The organism is Hymenobacter sp. 15J16-1T3B, from assembly GCF_020711235.1.
Classification (GTDB): domain Bacteria; phylum Bacteroidota; class Bacteroidia; order Cytophagales; family Hymenobacteraceae; genus Solirubrum.
Map to the genome: position 1 here is coordinate 40,199 of NZ_JAJFAV010000016.1, position 18,030 is coordinate 58,228.

Below are 18,030 nucleotides of genomic sequence, written 5' to 3' on the forward strand. Positions count from 1 at the left end.
CGGAAGCGGACCGCCGCGCTGGTGGATAACGATACTAGGTAAGCGTAGGCGGTAAGCAGCGGTTATTTCGACACCACGAAGCGCACGGCCTGGCTCGACTCCTCGGTCTGTACCTGAGCGGTGTAGAGGCCGTTTTTCAGCGTCGAGGGCAGCGCCAGCTCCTGCTGGCCGGTGCTCAGGCGCTGGCCTTGCGTGAGCACGGCCACGGTGCGGCCGGTCACGTCGAGCACGCGCACCGTCACGGCGGCGGGGCGCAGCAGCTCGAAGGCGAGGGTGGCGGCGCCGGCCGTCGGGTTCGGGTACACGCCCAGGCGGTTCAGCTGCGGCACCTCGTCCTTGGCCGAGAGCACGGCGCCGGGGGCGCTGTAGCAGGAGTTTTGCGGGTCGAAGTTGGTCCAGCCGGTGGCCCAGTTGGCCGTGCCGGTGCCGGTGGCGCCGGCCGGGGCAAAGGCCCCGCGGAAGCTCACGCGGTCGAAGAAGGTGTCACCCGAAAACTTGGCGTTGGTGAAGGCGGCACCGCTGGCCAGCGGCGAGCCGGCCTGGGGCTGGAAGTTGGTGTTCCAGGCCATGGAGAAGTTGTTCGCGCCCAGCAGCAGGCCGGCCACCGACAGCGTCGTGTCGTTGGTGGCGCCCAAGAACTGCTTGGCGTTGTAGGTGGCACCGCTGTTCACGCGGGCCTTGCGGTTGGTGGCGAAGCCCGCCAGCACGTTGTTCTGCAGGGCCAGGGTGCCGGCCGCGGCGTTGGCCTGGGTGGTCGAGCCGTCGAGCAGCAGGCCCCAGGGGTGACCGGCAAACACCGAGTTGAAGATGCTAATCGACGAGTTGCGTCGGATGTGCATGGCGTTGGCGTAGGGCGTGGCCAGCGTGCCCGAGGGCACGAATACGCTCATGTTGGAGAAGACGGCCGAGGTCTGCGGCGTGGCCGTCGAGCTGTTCACGTCGTTGTCCGACTCAAAGCCGTTCGAGGCGCCGCCCGAGGCAAAGTCGGCCACGGCGGGGTCGCGCAGGGATACGCCGAACTGCACCTTGCCCGAGTAGCCGTTATCGGTGTCGAAGTCGTCGTCGGTGCCGCGGAAGGCAATCAGGTACTTGGCATTCACCGTGCCGCCAAACCACTCGAAAGAGTCGTCGCCGGAGTAGGATACCTGCACGTGGTCGATGGTGGTGCCCGAGCCCACGGCGCCCAAGGTCAGGCCGTTGATTTCGTTGTTGGGCAGGAAGGCCACGCCCGGAAACTCGATGCGCACGTACTGCAGGAAGCCCGAGTTGTCCGCGGGGTTGTTGCCGCCGAAGTTGGCCACCACGCCGCCCTCAATGGTCGGGTCGCCGGCCAGGTTTTGCGGCGCCGCACCGCAGATGATCAGCCCGCCCCAGTCGCCGGCGGCGCGCTGTCCGGCCGGTTGGTTCGAGGTGAACACGATGGGCTGGGCGGCCGTGCCGCGGGCGTCAATCTTGGCGCCGCGGCGGATGATGAGCGAGCCTTTCGTGGCCAGGTTGCCCTTGATGATGGTGCCGGGCTGAATGGTGAGCGTGGCGCCGTTGTCCACGTACACGAAGCCGTCGAGCACGTAAATTTTGTCGTTGGTCCAGGTGGTGTTGGTCGTGATGGTGCTGGCTGGTACCGTAACGATGGCGCTGGCGGGCGTGGACGTGCAGGTCTGGGCCAGGGCCGCGGGGGCAAAGCCGGCAGCAGCAGTCAGGGCCAGCAGAACGGGGAGTACAAGCTTTTTCATAACAAGCGGAATGGAAGTCGGATTTGACGCTGCGAAGGTCCGACACAGCCCGCCCCGCCCCGGTAGAAAAAGCGTTATCGTTTCATTGCCGCCGTGTTACGTTTTTGTGTAGCGCCCCATTGATGCAGTGCCGGTTAGCCCACAGAACGACCAACTCGTTCGTCATCCTGAGCGCAGCGAAGGACCTTCCTCTAGCCCCGCACCGCCGCTGCCGACGAAGTGCAGACGCTTTCCCGGTAACGCCGAAGCGCAGCCACCGCGGCCCGGATGAAGGGGCGTTGGTGGCTGCGCTTTTCAGTTGGTGCGGGGTGCGAGCTAGGGCCTTCGCTCTGCTCAGGATGACGTTCTGAGTATCCCTGCGGCTTAAAACCGGTAGGTCAGGCCCAGCGTGGAGTAGGTGCCGGGCTGGTAGCGGGCAAACGAGCCGGTTTCGCCGCGGTCAATCTTGCCGTTGCGGTTGAAGTCGTAGTACTGGCGGGTGAGCTGGTTGAGCAGGTTCTGCACCCCGGCCTTGAGCTCCAGGTGCTGGCCCACGCCCTTGGTCACCGAGAGGTCCACCACATGGCGCGGCAGCTCCAGCACCGAGAAGTTCAGCTTCTTGTCGCCCACGAAGGCAATGCGCGGGCCCACCACGTTGTACTGCACTGAGAATTGCAGCTTCCGGTCGTCGTCCTGGTAGAAGGTGCCCACGTTCACCACGTAGGGCGACTGGCCCTGCAGGGCGCGGTCGGTGAGGGCGAAGTCCGTGTTCTGCTTATCCGTTTCGTCCAGCTGCACCCGGCTCTTCACCAGCGCCGCGTTCAGCACGAAGGACACCCGCTGCCAGAACGAGTTGTCCGTCAGGCCCACCAGCGACTTGCGGGCTTCCAGCTCCACGCCCAAGTCGTAGGCCTGCGAGGCGTTCTGGTAGGTAAGCAGCAGGTCCGAGCCGGTCGTGGAGCGCGTGGTCTGCTCGATGGCGTTGCGGAAGTGCTTGTAGAACACGCCCACCGACACCATTTCCGATTTCGTGGGGTAGAATTCGTAGCGCAGGTCGCCGTTGTAGATGGTGGCCGTGCGCAGGCTGTCGTTGCCGCGGATGTAGTAGTTGTTGGCGAAGTCGTAGTAGGTGTACGAGGCCACCTCGCGGAACTCGGGCCGGTTGGCCGTGATGCTGCCGCCCAGGCGCAGCAGGCTGCGCTCCGAGAGGTTGTAGGTCGCGTTCAGCGAGGGCAGCACCAGCGTCTTCTTCTCCTCGTAGGGCGGGCGCGTGTCGTCGCCTGACTTCACGTACTTGCGGTTGTATTCCACGCGCACCCCGCCCGAGAGGTTGAACTTGGGCGAAATCGGGGCCACGGCGCTCAGGTAGCTGGCGTACAGCTCGTTTTCGGCCGTGTAGCGGTACTCCGGCAGGGTGTTGTCCTCCAGCACGAGGCCGTTTCGCGCGTCCAGGTTTTCGTTGGCAAACAGCTGGTCGGGCTGCATCAGCTGCAGCTCCTGCCGGCGCTGGGCCGGGGTCAGGCGGGCAAATACGTAGTTGAAGAGGCGGCTGTCGTAGCTGCGCTTCTTCTGCTCGTTGTAGAAGCCGACGCGCAGCTTGTACTGGTTGGCGCTGGTCGTGTCGCGGCCCATAAAGCGCTTTTCCCACTGCCCGCTGGCCATGTAGGTGTCCTCGCTGAGCTTGGAGAAAAAGCGCGAGCTGTTGGCAAAGTCGGCGTTGACCACCGTATGAAACACGTCCGGCGTCTCGTCCGGCACGTTGTCGCGCGACCGGTCCCGCTCGCGCTGCACCTGCCGGTAGTCCGGCTCGTTGCGGCTCACGTAGTTGTAGCCGGCGGCCCAGGTCAGCGTGCTCAGGCTGCGCGGGCCCACCTCGTGGCTGCCGCTGAGCTGGCCCGAGTAGATGCTGCGGCTCTGGTAGTGCAGCGAGTAACTGTCGCGGTCGTAGCCGTCAGAGCTGGCTTCGTAGCCGATGCCCTGGCGGTGCGTCACCTCGTCGGTGCCGTACTGGTTGAAGAAGTTGCGGAATTCCAGGCGGTTGCGGTTGTTCAGGCGGGCCTGCCAGTTGTGAATCACCCCGAGGCGCACGGCCGCAATGGAGCGCTCATCCTCGTAGTCGTAGAACATGCCCTCGCCCTTCAGCGGGTTGGCCGGGTTGTACGACGACTGGAAGCGCTGGCGCTTCGAGCGGTACTGCTGCTGGGTGTTCGAGTACGAAATGGAGGTAACGTTGCTTAGGTACACGCTGCCGAGCTCGTAGCGCCGGTTCAGGCCCAACGACAGGCGCAAGTCGGGGCGCGAGGTGCGCAGCATGGGGCGCCACTCGTTGCGCAGGGAGCCGTCGTTGCGGATCTGCTGCAGCTGCTCGGAGCTGGGGACGTCGGTGCCCAGGCTGGCCACCGAGCCCGGCAGGCTGCGCTGCCCGCTGTCGAAACCCAGCCAGTCAGTCGAGCTGTGGTTGCTGGTCTGAAAGCCCCCCCGGAAGGTGTTGGTGCTCCGCGCCCAGCCCGACACCGACAGCGACGTCGAGTTGTCGAGCACCGAGTTCTTGGTGTACACCTTCACCACGCCGCCGCCAAACTCGCCCGGCAGCTCCGGCGCGCCCGATTTGAAAATCAGCACCCGGTCGATAACCGAGGAAGGCAGGATGTCAAATGAAAACGAGCGGGTGTCCACCTCGGCCGAGGGCGTCAGCGCGTCGTTGAGCAGCACCGTGTTGTAGCGCTCCGCCAAGCCGCGAATCACGATGAAGTTGTTGCTCTGCACCGTCACGCCCGGAATGCGCTTCACCACTTCGGCCGCGTCGCGGTCCAAAGACTTCACAATCTGGTCGTTCGACATGCCGCTGACCACCACCTCGCTTTTGCGCAGGTCCTGAATCAGCGCCACCTCGGTGCCGGTCTGCTTCTGCCCCGTGATGGTCACTTCCTTCAGGGCCAGCGCACTTTCCTCCAGCGTGCTGTTCAGGGTCGTTTTCTGCCCGTCCTTTACCTCGATGCCGGTGAAGTTGACGGGCTTATAGCCGATGTTCTGAATGGTGATGCCGTAGGTGCCGGGCTTCAGGCGCAACTCGTAGTTGCCCTCCACGTCCACCGGAGCCGCCTGCGTCGTGCCGGTCACCACCACGGTGGCCCCGATGACGGCCTCGCCGGTTTTCTTGTCAAGGACTTTTCCGACGATGGAGCCCTGTTGTGCTACGGCTAAGGTGCTGACAGTCAGAAGTGGGGCGAGTAAAAAAGAACGGCGCATGAACATGTGCTAGTTGGCGCCGCAAAAGTATTTTGACCCTGTTACGCCAGTGTGACGCCCCCGTTATGCTTATGTTATTCCCCATGTAACTAGCTGAATATCTGAATTAGCAGTACTTTTGTCGCCCCCTTCACCCATCTGCCCGCATGCTGCTGTCCATGACCGGCTACGGCGTCGCCCAGCGCGAAGCCGAGCATTACACCGTCGTTGTTGAAATCAAGTCGTTGAATTCCAAAGGGCTGGACCTGAGCCTGCGCATGCCGCGCTCCTTGGCCGCCAGCGAGCTGGAGCTTCGCAATCTGATTGGCCGCCACCTCGTGCGCGGCAAAGTCAACGTCAGCATCGACCTGAACCGGCCGGCCGCTGTTCGCTCGCGCGCCACGCTCCACCGCGAAACGCTGACCGCCGCCTACCAGGAGCTGCTCAGCGTGGCGCAGGAGCTGGGCGCCCCCACCGATAACCTGCTGGAGCTGGCCCTGCGCCTGCCCGGGGTGGTGCAGTCGCCCAACGAGGGCAGCGCCCCCGCCGACGACGAGCCCCAGCTCACCTGGGCCGAGCTGCAGCCCATCGTGCAGGAAGCCCTCGACCGCACCACCGAATTCCGGCGCACCGAAGGCCAGGCGCTGACTACTGAAATTCTGAGCTACATCGACCGCATCCGCATTCAGCTCGCCGACGTGGACCGCCACGACCCCACCCGCCTGGAGAACGTGCGCCGCCGCATGCACGACGGCTTGGCCGAGCTGTCCCAGAGCGACCAGTTCAACCCCAGCCGGTTCGAGCAGGAGCTGCTGTACTACATCGAGAAACTTGACATCGCCGAGGAAAAGGTGCGGTTGGTCAGCCATCTTCACTACTTCACCGAAACCGTGCACCTGCCCGAATACAGCGGCAAGAAATTAGCCTTTATTTCGCAGGAAATTGGTCGGGAAATCAACACTATCGGCTCCAAAGCCAACGATTCGACCATCCAACACCTCGTTGTCGGAATGAAAGAAGAGCTGGAAAAGATCAAGGAACAGCTCAATAATATTCTCTGAGCCCAAAACCATGTTTCTACATCGTTCGTAAGTCCAATTGAACAATCTCAATACAATTCTGCATAGCACTACTTAGATGCTTGCGCCCCCGTTTCTAGGCTTTGCTGAGGCTGGGGAACTTTGAGAAAACTCGCTTTCCGACTTACCAACCGCGTTTTTGACCCCTGAGCTGCCCGCCATTTCTTTTGTACTAAATTATTTTTGTATAAAGTCCTTGTGCTGACGGCTTTTCTTCCTAAATTGTGTTATCCAAACAGACTGCCCCCGCACTGTTCGGTAGTTTACCCAGAAAGAATGTTCACCATTTTTTGGTCCAAGCCATGAAGAAAGTTCTACTCGCCCCGTTGCTCTGCCTGGCAGTGCTGCTAATGGCCGCTAAGCCGTTTGCCGAAGTGGAGCTGATCCGGAAGCGCGTTCTGAGCGAACGGGTCGAAATCCTGATTCCGAAAGGTTTCGAGGTGATGAGCGAACAGCAGATGGACTTCCTCTACGCCAAAGCGCAGAGCCGTCCGAGCGTCATCTACACCAATACCTCGCACGCCAGCCTCGCCTTTTCGTACACCGACAACACGGCCGATCAGGACATGGTGGACATGTACGCGGCTAACTTCATGAAGACCTACCGCAAGCAGTACTCCGACGCGCAGTTCTTCTCGGACGGCGTGAAGGAAGTGAACGGCCGCAAGGTGGGCTACATCGAAATGATGAAGCCGGAACTGGGGCACCAGGTATACCAGCTGATTTTCTTTACCGACATCGAAGGCCGTCTGCTGATGTGCACCTTCTCTTGCCCCGACCGCCAGAAGCCCGAATGGGAATCGGTGGCCAAACAAGTGATGAGCTCGTTGCGCAGCAATAGCTAAACAGCGCGGCGCCACCCGCCTGTTTTTCTTCCATCCCGGAATCAGCCGCCTCCACCGCGGACGATTCCGGGATGCTTGCTTTACGGCTGGTTGGTTGTCGTATGGAGAACTGGGAAAAGATGTAGTCGACGCCTTTACCTCATGTTGGCTCTACTGCCTATCAGGCCAGCTAGGACGGCTATAGGCTATTATATATAGGAGTAGAGGAGCAAGCTCTGCCGGCGCAGTGTGTCGATCAGGCGGGCCAACGCTGCCTGCAAAGCGCCGGCCCGGTGAGTCGCTATGCTGGAGAAGCGGCGCGGTCTTACCTAAGCTCTTTCTATGTCTTCTTCCCCAGCCACGTATGAAAATTGTCTTAACCGGTAGCTCCGGCCGCGTGGGACGCGCCATCTACAACCAACTGGCGCCCCAGCACGAAATCATCGGCATCGACCGTACTCCGTTCGCTACCACGCGCCTCGTCGCGGATTTCGCGGACGCGGCCCTGCTGGCCGATGCCCTGCAAGGAGCGGATGCCGTCATTCATGCGGCGGCTCTGCATGCGCCCCACGTCGGCATTGTGCCCGACAGCGAATTTGAACGCGTCAACGTCGATGGCACCCGCCTCGTGGTGGAGGCAGCCCGGCAAGCCGGCGTACCCCGGCTGGTGTTGACCAGTACCACCGCATTGTTCGGGCACGCCATAGCCGAGGGCCGCGCCGCCTGGGTGACCGACGACACGCCGCCCCGGCCCCGCAGCATTTATCACCGCACCAAGCTGGCCGCCGAAGCCCTCGTCGCAGCAGCGGCTGGGCCCGACCTGGCGGTGCGGGTCCTGCGCATGTCGCGTTGCTATCCCGAACCCGCAGATCAGATGGCGCTGTACCGTATTTCCCGGGGCGTCGATGTGCGGGACGTGGCCCGGGCCCACGCCGCCGCGCTGCACAACGACGGTCCGGCTTACCAGTGCTACATCATTTCCGGGCAGGTGCCCTTTACCGAAGCCGAATGCGCAGTAGTAGCCACGGCGTTGGAGCAGGCGCTGCAACTGCGGGCACCGGCTCTGCTGGCTGCGTTCCGGGTGCGCGGTTGGCAGGTGCCGGCGTCGCTGGATCGGCTATACGTTGCTACGCGGGCAGAGCAAGGGTTGGGTTGGGTGCCGCAGTACGGTTTCGAGGAAGTACTGGCCCAGCTTGACCGGCACAGCCTAGAAGTACTCCCGGTGGTGCCTTGACCCAACCAATGGCCTTGCTCTTGGCTGTTACCCAAGTGCGCAAACACACGAAAGATTTGCGCGGGGGCTATTAGAGCGGGTGTTCCAACCGCTGACAGTAAGCCACCACCAGCTTAAATAAGCCCGCGAAGCCCGAAAGCGGGAGCGTTTCGGCCCGGTCAAATACATCGTGGTAGTAGGTGGGCGTGCCGCGCAGATACAGGAAAAAAGCGGGCACCCCGGCTTCCGAAAACGGATAGTGGTCGGAATTGGCGGCCCGGCCCCGCGGGGCCAGCGCGGGCAGGTGGCCGCCGGCCGCATTCAGGCGTTCGAGTAGCTGGTATTCCCGCTCGTGCACCTTGCCGTTGACGACGGTAGCGCCGGCTTGCCCGGTGCCCTCTAAATCGAGGTTGATGAGAAAACGGATGCGGTCGAGCGGAAGCAGGGGATGAGCCACAAAATAGCGCGAACCGACGAGCCCGGCCTCCTCGGCCCCGAAAGCCAGAAACGCCACGGAGTACCGCGGGCGGTTGGCGGGCTGCGCGTAGTGCGCCGCCAGCTCCAGCAGCAGGGCCGTGCCGCTGGCGTTGTCGTTGGCGCCGGGAAAATACGCCCGGCGGCCCATCCGACCGAGGTGGTCGTAGTGGGCCGTCACGACTACAAAGGAATCAGGTTGCACGGCCCCGCGCACCACGCCCACGACGTTTTGCGTCGGGTAAGCCGGCTGCAGTCGGGCTTCCACGGCCAGCTCAACCGGGGCCGGCGTGGCGGGCCAGCGGGCTGCCAGCACCTGTACCTGCACCTGCTCGGCTTGCTCGGGCGCCAGCGAAGCAGTGAGCTTGGCGGGCACCAACTCGATGCGGGCCGCCGCTTCGGCTACGCGCTGGGCAAACACATCGGGTAAGGTGCGCAGGCGCTCTGCGTCGCGCTGGCGCAATACTACGATTCGGCCCTCAAGCGGGGCGCTCAGGAACCGTTGGCCGGCTGCCTCATCGGTAAAGATGAGGGTGTCGAGCTGAATCGGCTGGCCGCGCAGCTGGCCCGGTCCGGAGCCGGGAGCGGCAATGAAGTCGGCGCCCGGCCGAAGCTGCTGCCGCCCAACGCGCAGGCGGAGCCGCCCAGGAAAGGTGTTGACGTCGAGCGTGAACGGCTGAAAATACCCCAGCGCCAGCGGCTGTAGGCCCAAGGCCGCAAAGCGCTGACGCAGGTAGTCGGCGGCGCGCCGTTCGCCTTGCTGCACGTAGCCGCGGCCGTGCAGGCGGGGGCTGGCCAGAAAAGTCACGGTTTTGCGGGCGCGGGCCATGTCCTGTGCCTGCGCGGGAAGCAGCGCTGGTAACAGGCAGCCCAGGGCTACTGCGGCAATACGATGGGGGAGAGGCATGGCGACGAACAAACGGTGCGCAACTACGGGTAGCACCACTTTACGCAGCCGCCGGCAGCACGTCCCACCAACGGCGCGTCCAGTGCATGAAGGCCAAGCCGGCCACAGTGCCCAGGGCGTCGCTAATCATATCGGTCCACTCGCCGAGGCGGCCCAGGTCCATGAGCGTTTGGGTTAGCTCGATGAAGGCGCCCAGCAGCAGGCACACCACAAGCGTCCACAAGAAAGCCCGGTGGCGCAGGCTCGGAAAGAGCCGCTGCCACCGGGCCGTCAGGACGTAGAGGACCGCCGTTACCACGAAGATGCCGGCGTGCGCGGCCGTGTCGAACGAGAGCAGCTCCCACTCGGGCAGGGGCGGCAGTTGGTCGAGCGGGCTGAGGGTGCCCCAGAGCATGAAGGCCGTCCAAGCCAGGGCGACCAACGCCGTCAGCACGCGCAGCATGAGGGGCAGCGCAGCTTAAGCGCCTACCAGCTCGCCGTAGGCCTCTGCCGACAGCAGCCCTTCGAGCTCGGTCTGGTTGCCGACGCTCATCTTGATCATCCACCCGTCGCCGTAGGGGTCGGAGTTGACGGTTTCGGGCGCGTCGTTGAGCTTGGGGTTCACTTCCAGCACGGTACCGCTGAGGGGGCTGAACAGGTCCGAAACGGTCTTTACAGCTTCCACCGTGCCGAACACTTCGTCTTTGCTGACGTCCTTGTCGGCCGAATCAATGTCCACGTACACGATGTCGCCCAGTTCTTTCTGCGCAAAATCGGTGATGCCCACGTAGGCTACGTCGCCTTCGATGCGGACCCACTCGTGTTCTTTGGTGTACTTCAGGTTAGCCGGGAGGTTCATATTGGGCAAGCTGGGAAATGGAGTGTATGCCCGCCACCGCGGGCGGTCAAAGGTAAGAAAAGGTGAAATGGTGAGATAGGGAAATGGTGAGTTTGATGTTCATCCAATTTCAAATACGCAAACGGCCCCGGTAGCTGCTGCTACCGGGGCCGTTTAGGGCCACGCTATTGGGACGACGGGGCCGTCAACTCTCTCCGCTGCGTGACTACTGCGACAGGCTGTAGCGCAGCTGAATGCCGCCTTCGGTGGCCGCGTTCTTGAAGGAGGTGGTGCCGCCGCGGGGCTGCGACACGTTGCGGGTGAAGAAGAACTGCAGGTTCAGGCGCTGGTTGATAACGTAGTCGATGGTCGGGCGCAGCTGCACCTGGCGGTTGCCGTTGGTGACCTGCTGGGTGGCGGTGCCCGGGGCGCCCTCCGAGCCGGGGGTGGTGGGAGTGCCCAAGGTGGGCGCCACCACGTCCACGATGCTGCGCTGAATGGTCACGTTGTCGCGGATGGAGAGGTCCAGGCGCATGTTCAACTCGTTGCGCAGGATGCGCTGCTCCCCACCGATGCGGAACGGAATGCGGAAGCGGTTGGTGGTGTAGCCAAAGCCGATGGTCAGCGTTTTGTTGCGCAGCTCGGTAATCTGGGCGTTGGTGGTGTTCAGCGCCAGCATGCGGTCCAGGCCGTAGTCCACGCTGCCGTTGATTTTCTCCAGCGTCTGGAAGTTCACGCCCACCAGCGGAGCCAGGCGCTCCGACACCGTCACCTGGTTGATGATGTAGTACGGAATGTACTGGTTCTGCTCGTTCACCTTCTCGGCCAAGCCTGCGGGTTCGGCGTTGTACTGGGTGGATGTGGTGTAGCCCAGCACCTGGTAGTCGGCCGCGTAGGAGTGGCGGATGGCCACCGAGCGGAAGTACTTCTGCACCAGCGGCAGGTTCGAGAGGCCGTTGTAGTCGACGCGCCAGTTCGGGAGCGGAATCACGCTGAACGGGTCGAATTTCTTAGTCGACACATTCGCCGACGACTTGCCGCGGTACGCGTCGAGGAAGGCCGGGATGAGCACGTCCTGCGAGTTGTAGCCGTAGAGGCCGCCGTTGGGGTTTTCGCTCTGCAAGCGGTTGCGGGCCAAGCGGCGGTTTTCCACGAACCGGTCGAAGGCCGCCGAAGTGTTGTTCTTGCGCAGGTCGCCAAACAGGGTGTTGACGGCAATGAAGGTAGTGCTGAACGAACCGGACCCCAGCGGAATCAGCGTGTTGGGGTCGACCACCGTCGAGGTCGGCTGCAGCGTCGTCGTGTCGACCGGCACGCGGTAGAAGGTTTCGCGGTTGCGCACCTTCTGCTGCCGGGCTTCCACCTGGATGTTGAAGTCGCGAATCGGCTCTAGCGAGGTGCGCAGCTGCAGGTTTTCGGTGCGCAGCGAGCTGAGCGGGGTGTTCAGCAGGTCGCTGCGCTGGGTGTACCAACCGCGGGTGCTGGCTAGGTCGTAGAGGTCCTGCAGCTCGTACTGCTGGCCCAGGATGAAAGGCACGCCCGGGGCCGTGAAGTCGCTGTTCAGGCCGAACAGGCGCGTTTTGGGCAGGTAGCCCGGCAGCAGCATGCCGGCCGTGCGGGTGTAGGTAAAGTTCAGCGAGCGGGCCGTCATCAACGAGCGGAGCACCGCCTTGAGCACGCGCAGTTCGGGGCCCTTGGCCGTGTCGGCCGCGGCGGTGCCCTGGTCTTTGCCTTTGGTTTCCGGGGCTTCGTTGCCGCGGCGCAGGCGGTCCATGGTGCTCTGCCCGGCCGCGGCGCCCTGGCCCTTGGCCCCGCCGGCCGGGGCGTTGTTAATGATGTTGAGGAACTTGACCTTGTTGTAGAGCTTCACCAGGTCGATGCGGCCGTTGACGTTGATGTCGCGGCTGTTCTGAATGGTGTTGCCGATGTTGACGCGCTGCGTGGCCGTGTCGCCCAGGCCGCCCAAGGGGGCGCGGATGGCCGTCGAGGCCGCCTGCCAGCTGTAGTTGGCCGAGTAACGGGTGTCGGCCGACAGCCAGTCGGTGAGCGGGAACTTGTCGAGCGGCAGGCGGTAGGTCAGCGCTACGGTCTGGTTGAAGTTGGTGGTGCGGCCGCCCTTCTGCAGGTTTTTCTTGAGCAGGTCACGGTTGTCCTGGGCCACTTGCGAGTTGCCGATGGTGGGGCCGGTGCCTTCGTCGACGCTGCTGCGGTTGGTGGCGGTGTAGTCCAGGATCAGGCTCCGAGTCAAATCCCATTTCAGGTCGTAGATGCGGTTAATGAAGAAGCTTTTCTGGAACACGCCCGGAATGCCTTCGGTCGAAGGAATCTGGCCCTGGGCCTGGGTGCGCTGCAGGAACCGCTCGTTGTAGCGGCGGTCCAGGTCGGCGCGGAAGGCAAAGCGCGAGGGCAGGGGCGTAAAGTTCAGTTCCTTCAGCAGCTTCAGGTAGGGCGAGTCGAACAGCTTCACCTTGCTCAGCGGCTCGAAGGCCTTGGGCGTGGGCTGGTAGGTGTAGGCCACCGCCCCGGTGTAGGTGCGGGTGAAGTCGCGGTCGGTCTGGATATCGGTGTGCGTGCGCTCGGTGAGCGAGTAGCTCAGCGCCAGGTTCTCGATATCGTAGGGCTTGGGCTTGCGGTCGGGGTTGGTGCGCTCCTTGCGCACGTTGAGCAAGCTGATGGACTTGCTCTTGGTCTGGTCGGTGACTTCCCGGCGGTAAGCGGTGCGGTCCTGGTCGGAGCCGAACTTGCTGTTCAGCGACTGCGTCAGCGTCATGTCCGGGTCGAGCGGGTCGTACTTCGGCGAGCGAATCTCGGCGCCCGCCTGCAGCAGCACCGGCACGCGCAGGCCCAGCTTCTCGGGCAGGAATTTCTCGGCGGCCACGGCGGCATTCACGTCGGCGCGGGCCACGTTGTCGAGCGAGCGTTGCGAGGGGCGGTCCTGCAGCGAGCCGAAGCCCACCGAGGTAAAGGCGCCCGTGGCCGTGATGTTGGCCACGTCCGCCAGGCGGGTGTTGAAGCGGGCCGTGGCGGCCCAGCCGTCGGTCTGGTCGAAGTCGCGCACCCGCAGCTCGTCGGCCCAGAGGCACAGCGACTGGTCGGGGCCCTGCCCGCCGTCCGACGGGTTCTGCACCCCGATCATCAGGCCCTGCAGGGCGCTCAGGTCGGGGTTGCCGAGCACGGTGATTTTGCCTTCGGCAATTTCCCCGTTGTCGAGCTTCATCTGGTAGGTGATGGTGTAGGGCACCAGCAGGCTACGGCCCTCGGCGGCGCGGCGGGCCTTGGCATCGACGAAGGCCTGCAGGGGCACGTCCACGCGGTTGGCCATAGGCCAGATGTTGTCTTCGCTCGCGTCGGTGGTCTTGGTGATGACCAGCGGCAGCGTGTACTGGTAATAGTTCTGGGTGTAGTCGGTGCCGAAGCGGATGAAGCCTTGCACCGTGCCGTCGCGCAGGTTGCGGTCCTGCGACTCGGCGTGCAGGAACATCTTCAGGCGCTTGTAGCGCAGCAGGTTCAGGCTCACGTTCTTGTAAGCCGCCTTGGCGTAGCCGTCCTTCAGGCCGTCCACGCACAGGCGCAGCGACTGTTCGTTCTGGTCGCGCACGCTCGTGGTCGAGCCGTACTCCCGGTCGCGGCGGATGCCGGGGGGCGCCACGTACGGAATGGCCGTGCCCTGGCCGTTGGTTTGGCCGTTTTCCTCGATGCCCACCGTCGAAATGGCGAAGGCATCGGCGTCGTTGATGCAGTTGAAGCATTGGGGCGCGCCGGGCTCGGGCAGCACCGCCAAGTAGCGGCGCCACTGGTTGGCCACGAACTGCATCTGCACGAAGCGCAGCACCGCCGGCTGGCTCCAGCCGGTCATGTACATGCGCAGGAAGCGGATGGACTTAAAGCCAAATTCCTGCTGCGCGCCCTGAATGCCGGTGTACTGGCGGATCGGAATGCGGAACTGGTACCACGTCACGTCGTCGTTGTTGACGCGGTTGGTCACCTTGTCCACGATGAAGTTGCGGCCCACTTCCAGCTGCCCGGTCGTGCCCAGCGGAATGCGGTACTCGTAGTACTGCTCCGTGTCGTTGATGACGTTGTCGCGGTTCAGGTCTTCCTTGTCGGGGAAGGCCGTGGAGCTCTGCGTGCCGCTGGTGGCGCGCGAGTTGCCCTCCATGCCGTTGTAGTACTTGTAGCGGCCCAGAATCTTGGTGTTGTTCTGGTCGTAGAAGCCGTCGAGGTGGTGGCGGAAGTTATCGGCCGAGGGGTCCTCGAAGTTGCCGTAGTTGCCGATGCTGCGGAAGAAGTCCTGTTCGTCGCTGCCCGTCAGCCCGTCGAGGCCGATGTCCTGCCGGTCGCGGCCGCCGGGAGCGTTGCTGAACGCGTCGGTGAGGAACTGCAGGCGCGTGGCGCGGCCCCAGATGGTGTTCTGCAGGTTGTTCTGGTCGTCGGTGTCGGGCAGGCCGTTTTCAAACTCGTACACCCCGTCGCTCAGGATGTCCTCCGAGATGGTGCCGAGGTTGAAGTACAGCTCGCCCCCGGTGGTGTTGGCCGTCTTGGGCGTGTTCGGGTCCGAGTCGTCAATAACACCGTTGGCCGAGTTGATGAACGGGTCCATCAGCCAGAACTCCAGGTACTCCACGTTGGCGTTGTCGAAATCGGTATCGAAGGTGATTTCGCGCGAGATGCCGCCGTAGTTGTTGCGGTTCAGGATGGGGTTGCTCGGATTCAGGAAGCGCCCGTCCCCCGACACGTTGGGGTTGTAGTTGTACTGCCCCCGCTCGGTGGGGTAGTAGGCCAGGTCGAAGGTGTTTTCGTAGGTGTTGCCCAGCGGCCCGTTGTCGCGGTTGGGGAATATCTCCGAGCGCGGCACGCCCCGCACGTAGTGGTTGCGCAGGTCCTCGGTGCCGATGTTGTTGGGCTTGGAGGGGCCGTTGGTGTAGTAGGTCTGGTCGATGGTGTACCAGGCAATGCGGGCCCGGGTGCTCGACACGCCCAAGCTGCGCTCGGGCAGCTGCTGTTCGCTGATGATGCGGCGCGGCGTGGCCGCCAGGCGCCAGGGGTTGGTCGTGGTGTTGTTGCCGAGGGTGTAGGGCGTGCGGGCGTTTTCGAAGTCGTCGAGGTAGGACACGCCGTCTTCGCCGCGGCCCAGCTGCGACTTGCCGGGAATAAACTGCGCAAACTCCCCGCTGAAGGCCACCGACGAGGGCGCCTTGGTGTTCACGAAGGGCAGCGCGTCGATGTACTTGGTGAGCACCCGCGACTCGCGCCGCAGGTTCATGTCCAGGCCCACGATGGTGTTGTTGCTCGGCTCGTCGCCCACGTTCACGCGGTTGATGCCGGCGGCCTGGTTTTCCAGCAGGTGCATCACCGTGCCGCCGAAGTTCAGGTCGTCCGACACTTTGTAGTCCAGGCGCGTGCCCAGCAGCTTGCGGGGCAGCACCTGCACCACGGCGTCGCGCTCAAACTCCACCCGCAGCTCGTTGGCCGAGTTCAGGTAGCTCGCGTTGAGGATTTTAACCTTGGCCTGGTCGTAAAATACCTGGTAATCCTGGCCTTCGGTCAGCAGCGTGGCCCCCGAGTACACCCGTACCGAGCCTTCCGGAATGCGGATGCCGGGCAGCGTAATTTCGTCGGTAGCGGTGGCCGAGTAGCGGCCTTTCAGGTAGAATTTGTCCTTTTCCTGGCGCTGCTGGGCGTCGCTCTGCACCTGCACGTACAGCTCCGGAAACACGTATTTCTGGATCAGCGCCGCCTCGGTGGTGGCGTTGAACTGCCCCCGCAAGTAGCTGCCGAAGGGCTCCACCACCGGGAAGATGATCTTGCCCAGCTCCGGGTCGATGGTCAGGCCCGGTAGGAAGTCGAAGTTGCCGTCGGAGGGCCGGTCGTTGTTGGGGTTGACGTTGTCCAGGTTCAGCACCTGGGTCAGCGGCCGGTTGACCACCCGCTCGCCTTCCTTCAGCGAGATGATGTCCACGCCCGTCGCGTCGTCCTTGTAAATCACATCCAGGCGGAACTGGTCGCGGCTGAGCTGCGAGGCGTTCAGGGCGTAGATGTTCTTCATCATCAGGTCGAACACCGGCAGGTTGTTGGTCTGCAGCCGGTCGTTCTGCGGGTTTTCGGTGGCCGTGGCCCGCCCCACGCCGGGGTTGGTGGCGCGCAGCAGCTTCAAGAACACCGAGCCGTCGTCGGGCACGTTGGAGTAGTCGTCCTGCAGCTCGCCCACTTTGTAGGTTTTGCCGTTGAAGAAGTACTCGTACGACACGGCCAGCACCTGCTCCGGCAGCAGCGGCGTGTTAAGCGAGACGTAGCCCAGCTGCGGGTTGAAGGTGTACTCGCGCGGGTCGAGCTTGCGCGCCCGCACCCGTTCGTAGTCCACGGTCTTTTCCAGTTGCAGCGTGTTCTGCAAGAAGCCGTCGATGCCCTGCGCGTCGCGGGTGGCGCCGGCGCCCGTCGTCACCGCGTCGAAGAGGTTGTTGACGTCGTTGTAGGCGGGTTGCGACTGGCGCCCGGGCCGCAGAAAGCGGCCGCGGTAGGTGCGCAGCGGCTCGCCCACGTCTTGCAGGGCCACCACGTTGCGCAGCGTCTCGGTGGTGCGGTTGTCGTTGGTCACGTACACCTCCAGGCGCCGAATTTCCACCCCGCTCTGCACCGTGGGCAGGTTGCGGAGCACGGCGTCGTACCGGTCGCGGAAAAACTGCGAGAGGAAAAAGTGGCGGTTGGCTTCGTACTGCGAGGCCTTGATTTCAAAGTTGCGCGACTGCGCCCCGTTCTGCACCGTCACCTCGTCGGCGGTGCCGCGCAGCTGGGCGGCCACGCTGGTCACGCTCAGGCGCCCAAACTGCATCTGGGTTTTCACCCCGAACAGGTTCTGCCCGCCCTGCACCAGGGTGTTGTTCAGCGGCAACGACACGTTGCCCATCTCCACCTTGCGGATGATGTCGGTGTCGTAGCCCGTGAAGTCGGCTTTGATCTGGTTTTCAAAGTCGAAGGCCGCCCGGGTGTCGTAGTTGAACAGAATCTTCAGCTTGTCCCCGATCTGCCCGGAGAGGTTCAAATTGAAGTTCTGCTGGAAGTTGAAGTCGCCGTTGCGGCGCTGGCGCAGGGTCAGCGAGGGGTTGTCGTTGAAGTTCTGCCGCCAGCCCAGCGCAATGGTGGCCGAGCCGTTGGGCCGGATGTCGATGAACTCCCCGCCGAAGATGCGGCCCAGCGTCGGGGCCAAGTAGATTTTCGGAATCAGGCGCTTGGCCGCGGTTTCGTTGCCGGGGCCACCGGCCACGCCGCCCTCCGCCTTGTTGCGGAAATAATTGCGGATGGCCTGCTGCTCCTGCAGCTTCTGAAACTCGCTGTAGCTGAGGCGGGCCGGGTCGCGGTAGTCGATGTCTTGGCCAACATTTTCCTCCACGTCCACGTAATCCAAGGAGTCGCCCAGCGTTACCTGCGGCTTCACGTTGGCGGGCAGGGGCAGAATCAGCGGGGAGCGGCGCTGCCGTTCCGTGAGGAAGTTGCCCGAGCGGTCCGCGGGCGCCACGCGCGGGCGCCGGCTGGTGCGGTAGCGCACAGTGTCGCCGGGCACCGGCCGGGTAGTATCCGGCGGGGCTACGAGCAGGGGCGCGTGCAGACGGGACGCCTGCATCCAGCTCCAGAGCTGGGAAAACGCGAACGAACGGCCACCCGTCGGCTCGGCCTGTGACCACCAGGTCAGCAGCGACGCAGCAACGACGGAAGAGAGGGTGGTGAGAGACTTAGTACGCGTGGTCAAGCAAGGGCGAAACAAAAGGGCCCGAGGGCCCG

Annotated in this window: 9 protein-coding genes; 3 read left to right on the top strand and 6 right to left on the bottom strand. The window is 63.6% G+C overall.

The annotated features are described in order from the left end of the window. Positions 1–62: 62 nt before the first annotated feature. Positions 63–1,733 (bottom strand): beta-helix domain-containing protein, encoded by a 1,671-nt coding sequence (locus LJ737_RS22030; RefSeq protein WP_227768920.1) that lies wholly within the window; start codon positions 1,731–1,733, stop codon positions 63–65. Positions 1,734–2,096: 363 nt separating this feature from the next. Next, complete coding sequence (locus LJ737_RS22035) at positions 2,097–4,961, bottom strand: TonB-dependent receptor (RefSeq protein ID WP_227768921.1); 2,865 nt, start codon at positions 4,959–4,961, stop codon at positions 2,097–2,099. 146 nt (positions 4,962–5,107) lie between these two features. Between LJ737_RS22035 and LJ737_RS22040 the strand changes: the two genes are divergently transcribed. The 3 genes from LJ737_RS22040 to LJ737_RS22050 all read left to right on the top strand — a co-directional run bounded on the left by LJ737_RS22040 (position 5,108) and on the right by LJ737_RS22050 (position 8,077). Beyond that, positions 5,108–6,001 (top strand): YicC/YloC family endoribonuclease, encoded by an 894-nt coding sequence (locus LJ737_RS22040; protein ID WP_227768922.1) that lies wholly within the window; start codon positions 5,108–5,110, stop codon positions 5,999–6,001. Positions 6,002–6,321: 320 nt separating this feature from the next. Continuing rightward, the gene (locus LJ737_RS22045) at positions 6,322–6,864 is read left to right on the top strand and encodes a DUF1795 domain-containing protein (RefSeq protein WP_227768923.1); all 543 of its coding nucleotides are present in this window, start codon (positions 6,322–6,324) and stop codon (positions 6,862–6,864) included. Between the two features lie 343 nt (positions 6,865–7,207). Continuing rightward, entirely contained in the window at positions 7,208–8,077 is an 870-nt protein-coding gene (locus tag LJ737_RS22050) for an NAD-dependent epimerase/dehydratase family protein (RefSeq protein ID WP_227768924.1), read from the top strand. A gap of 70 nt (positions 8,078–8,147) precedes the next feature. Here the strand turns inward: LJ737_RS22050 and LJ737_RS22055 are convergent, their stop codons facing one another. From LJ737_RS22055 to sov, 4 genes are all read right to left on the bottom strand, one after another. Further along, the gene (locus tag LJ737_RS22055; RefSeq protein ID WP_227768925.1) at positions 8,148–9,437 is read right to left on the bottom strand and encodes a M28 family metallopeptidase; all 1,290 of its coding nucleotides are present in this window, start codon (positions 9,435–9,437) and stop codon (positions 8,148–8,150) included. Positions 9,438–9,477: 40 nt separating this feature from the next. Next, complete coding sequence (locus tag LJ737_RS22060; protein WP_227768926.1) at positions 9,478–9,879, bottom strand: VanZ family protein; 402 nt, start codon at positions 9,877–9,879, stop codon at positions 9,478–9,480. 15 nt (positions 9,880–9,894) lie between these two features. Next, positions 9,895–10,275, bottom strand: a complete 381-nt coding sequence (gene gcvH / locus LJ737_RS22065; protein WP_227768927.1) for a glycine cleavage system protein GcvH — start codon at positions 10,273–10,275, stop codon at positions 9,895–9,897. Between the two features lie 205 nt (positions 10,276–10,480). Further along, the gene (gene sov, locus LJ737_RS22070) at positions 10,481–17,998 is read right to left on the bottom strand and encodes a T9SS outer membrane translocon Sov/SprA (protein ID WP_227768928.1); all 7,518 of its coding nucleotides are present in this window, start codon (positions 17,996–17,998) and stop codon (positions 10,481–10,483) included. Between the last annotated feature and the right edge of the window lie 32 nt (positions 17,999–18,030).

What these genes read in the sequence shown, in the direction of transcription:
- LJ737_RS22035 (WP_227768921.1), bottom strand. Translation starts at nt 4,961, where the DNA reads ATGCGCCGTTCTTTTTTACTCGCCCCACTTCTGACTGTCAGCACCTTA.
- LJ737_RS22055 (WP_227768925.1), bottom strand. Translation starts at nt 9,437, where the DNA reads ATGCCTCTCCCCCATCGTATTGCCGCAGTAGCCCTGGGCTGCCTGTTA.
- LJ737_RS22040 (WP_227768922.1), top strand. Translation starts at nt 5,108, where the DNA reads ATGCTGCTGTCCATGACCGGCTACGGCGTCGCCCAGCGCGAAGCCGAG.
- LJ737_RS22045 (WP_227768923.1), top strand. Translation starts at nt 6,322, where the DNA reads ATGAAGAAAGTTCTACTCGCCCCGTTGCTCTGCCTGGCAGTGCTGCTA.
- LJ737_RS22050 (WP_227768924.1), top strand. Translation starts at nt 7,208, where the DNA reads ATGAAAATTGTCTTAACCGGTAGCTCCGGCCGCGTGGGACGCGCCATC.
- gcvH (WP_227768927.1), bottom strand. Translation starts at nt 10,275, where the DNA reads ATGAACCTCCCGGCTAACCTGAAGTACACCAAAGAACACGAGTGGGTC.
- LJ737_RS22030 (WP_227768920.1), bottom strand. Translation starts at nt 1,733, where the DNA reads ATGAAAAAGCTTGTACTCCCCGTTCTGCTGGCCCTGACTGCTGCTGCC.
- LJ737_RS22060 (WP_227768926.1), bottom strand. Translation starts at nt 9,879, where the DNA reads ATGCTGCGCGTGCTGACGGCGTTGGTCGCCCTGGCTTGGACGGCCTTC.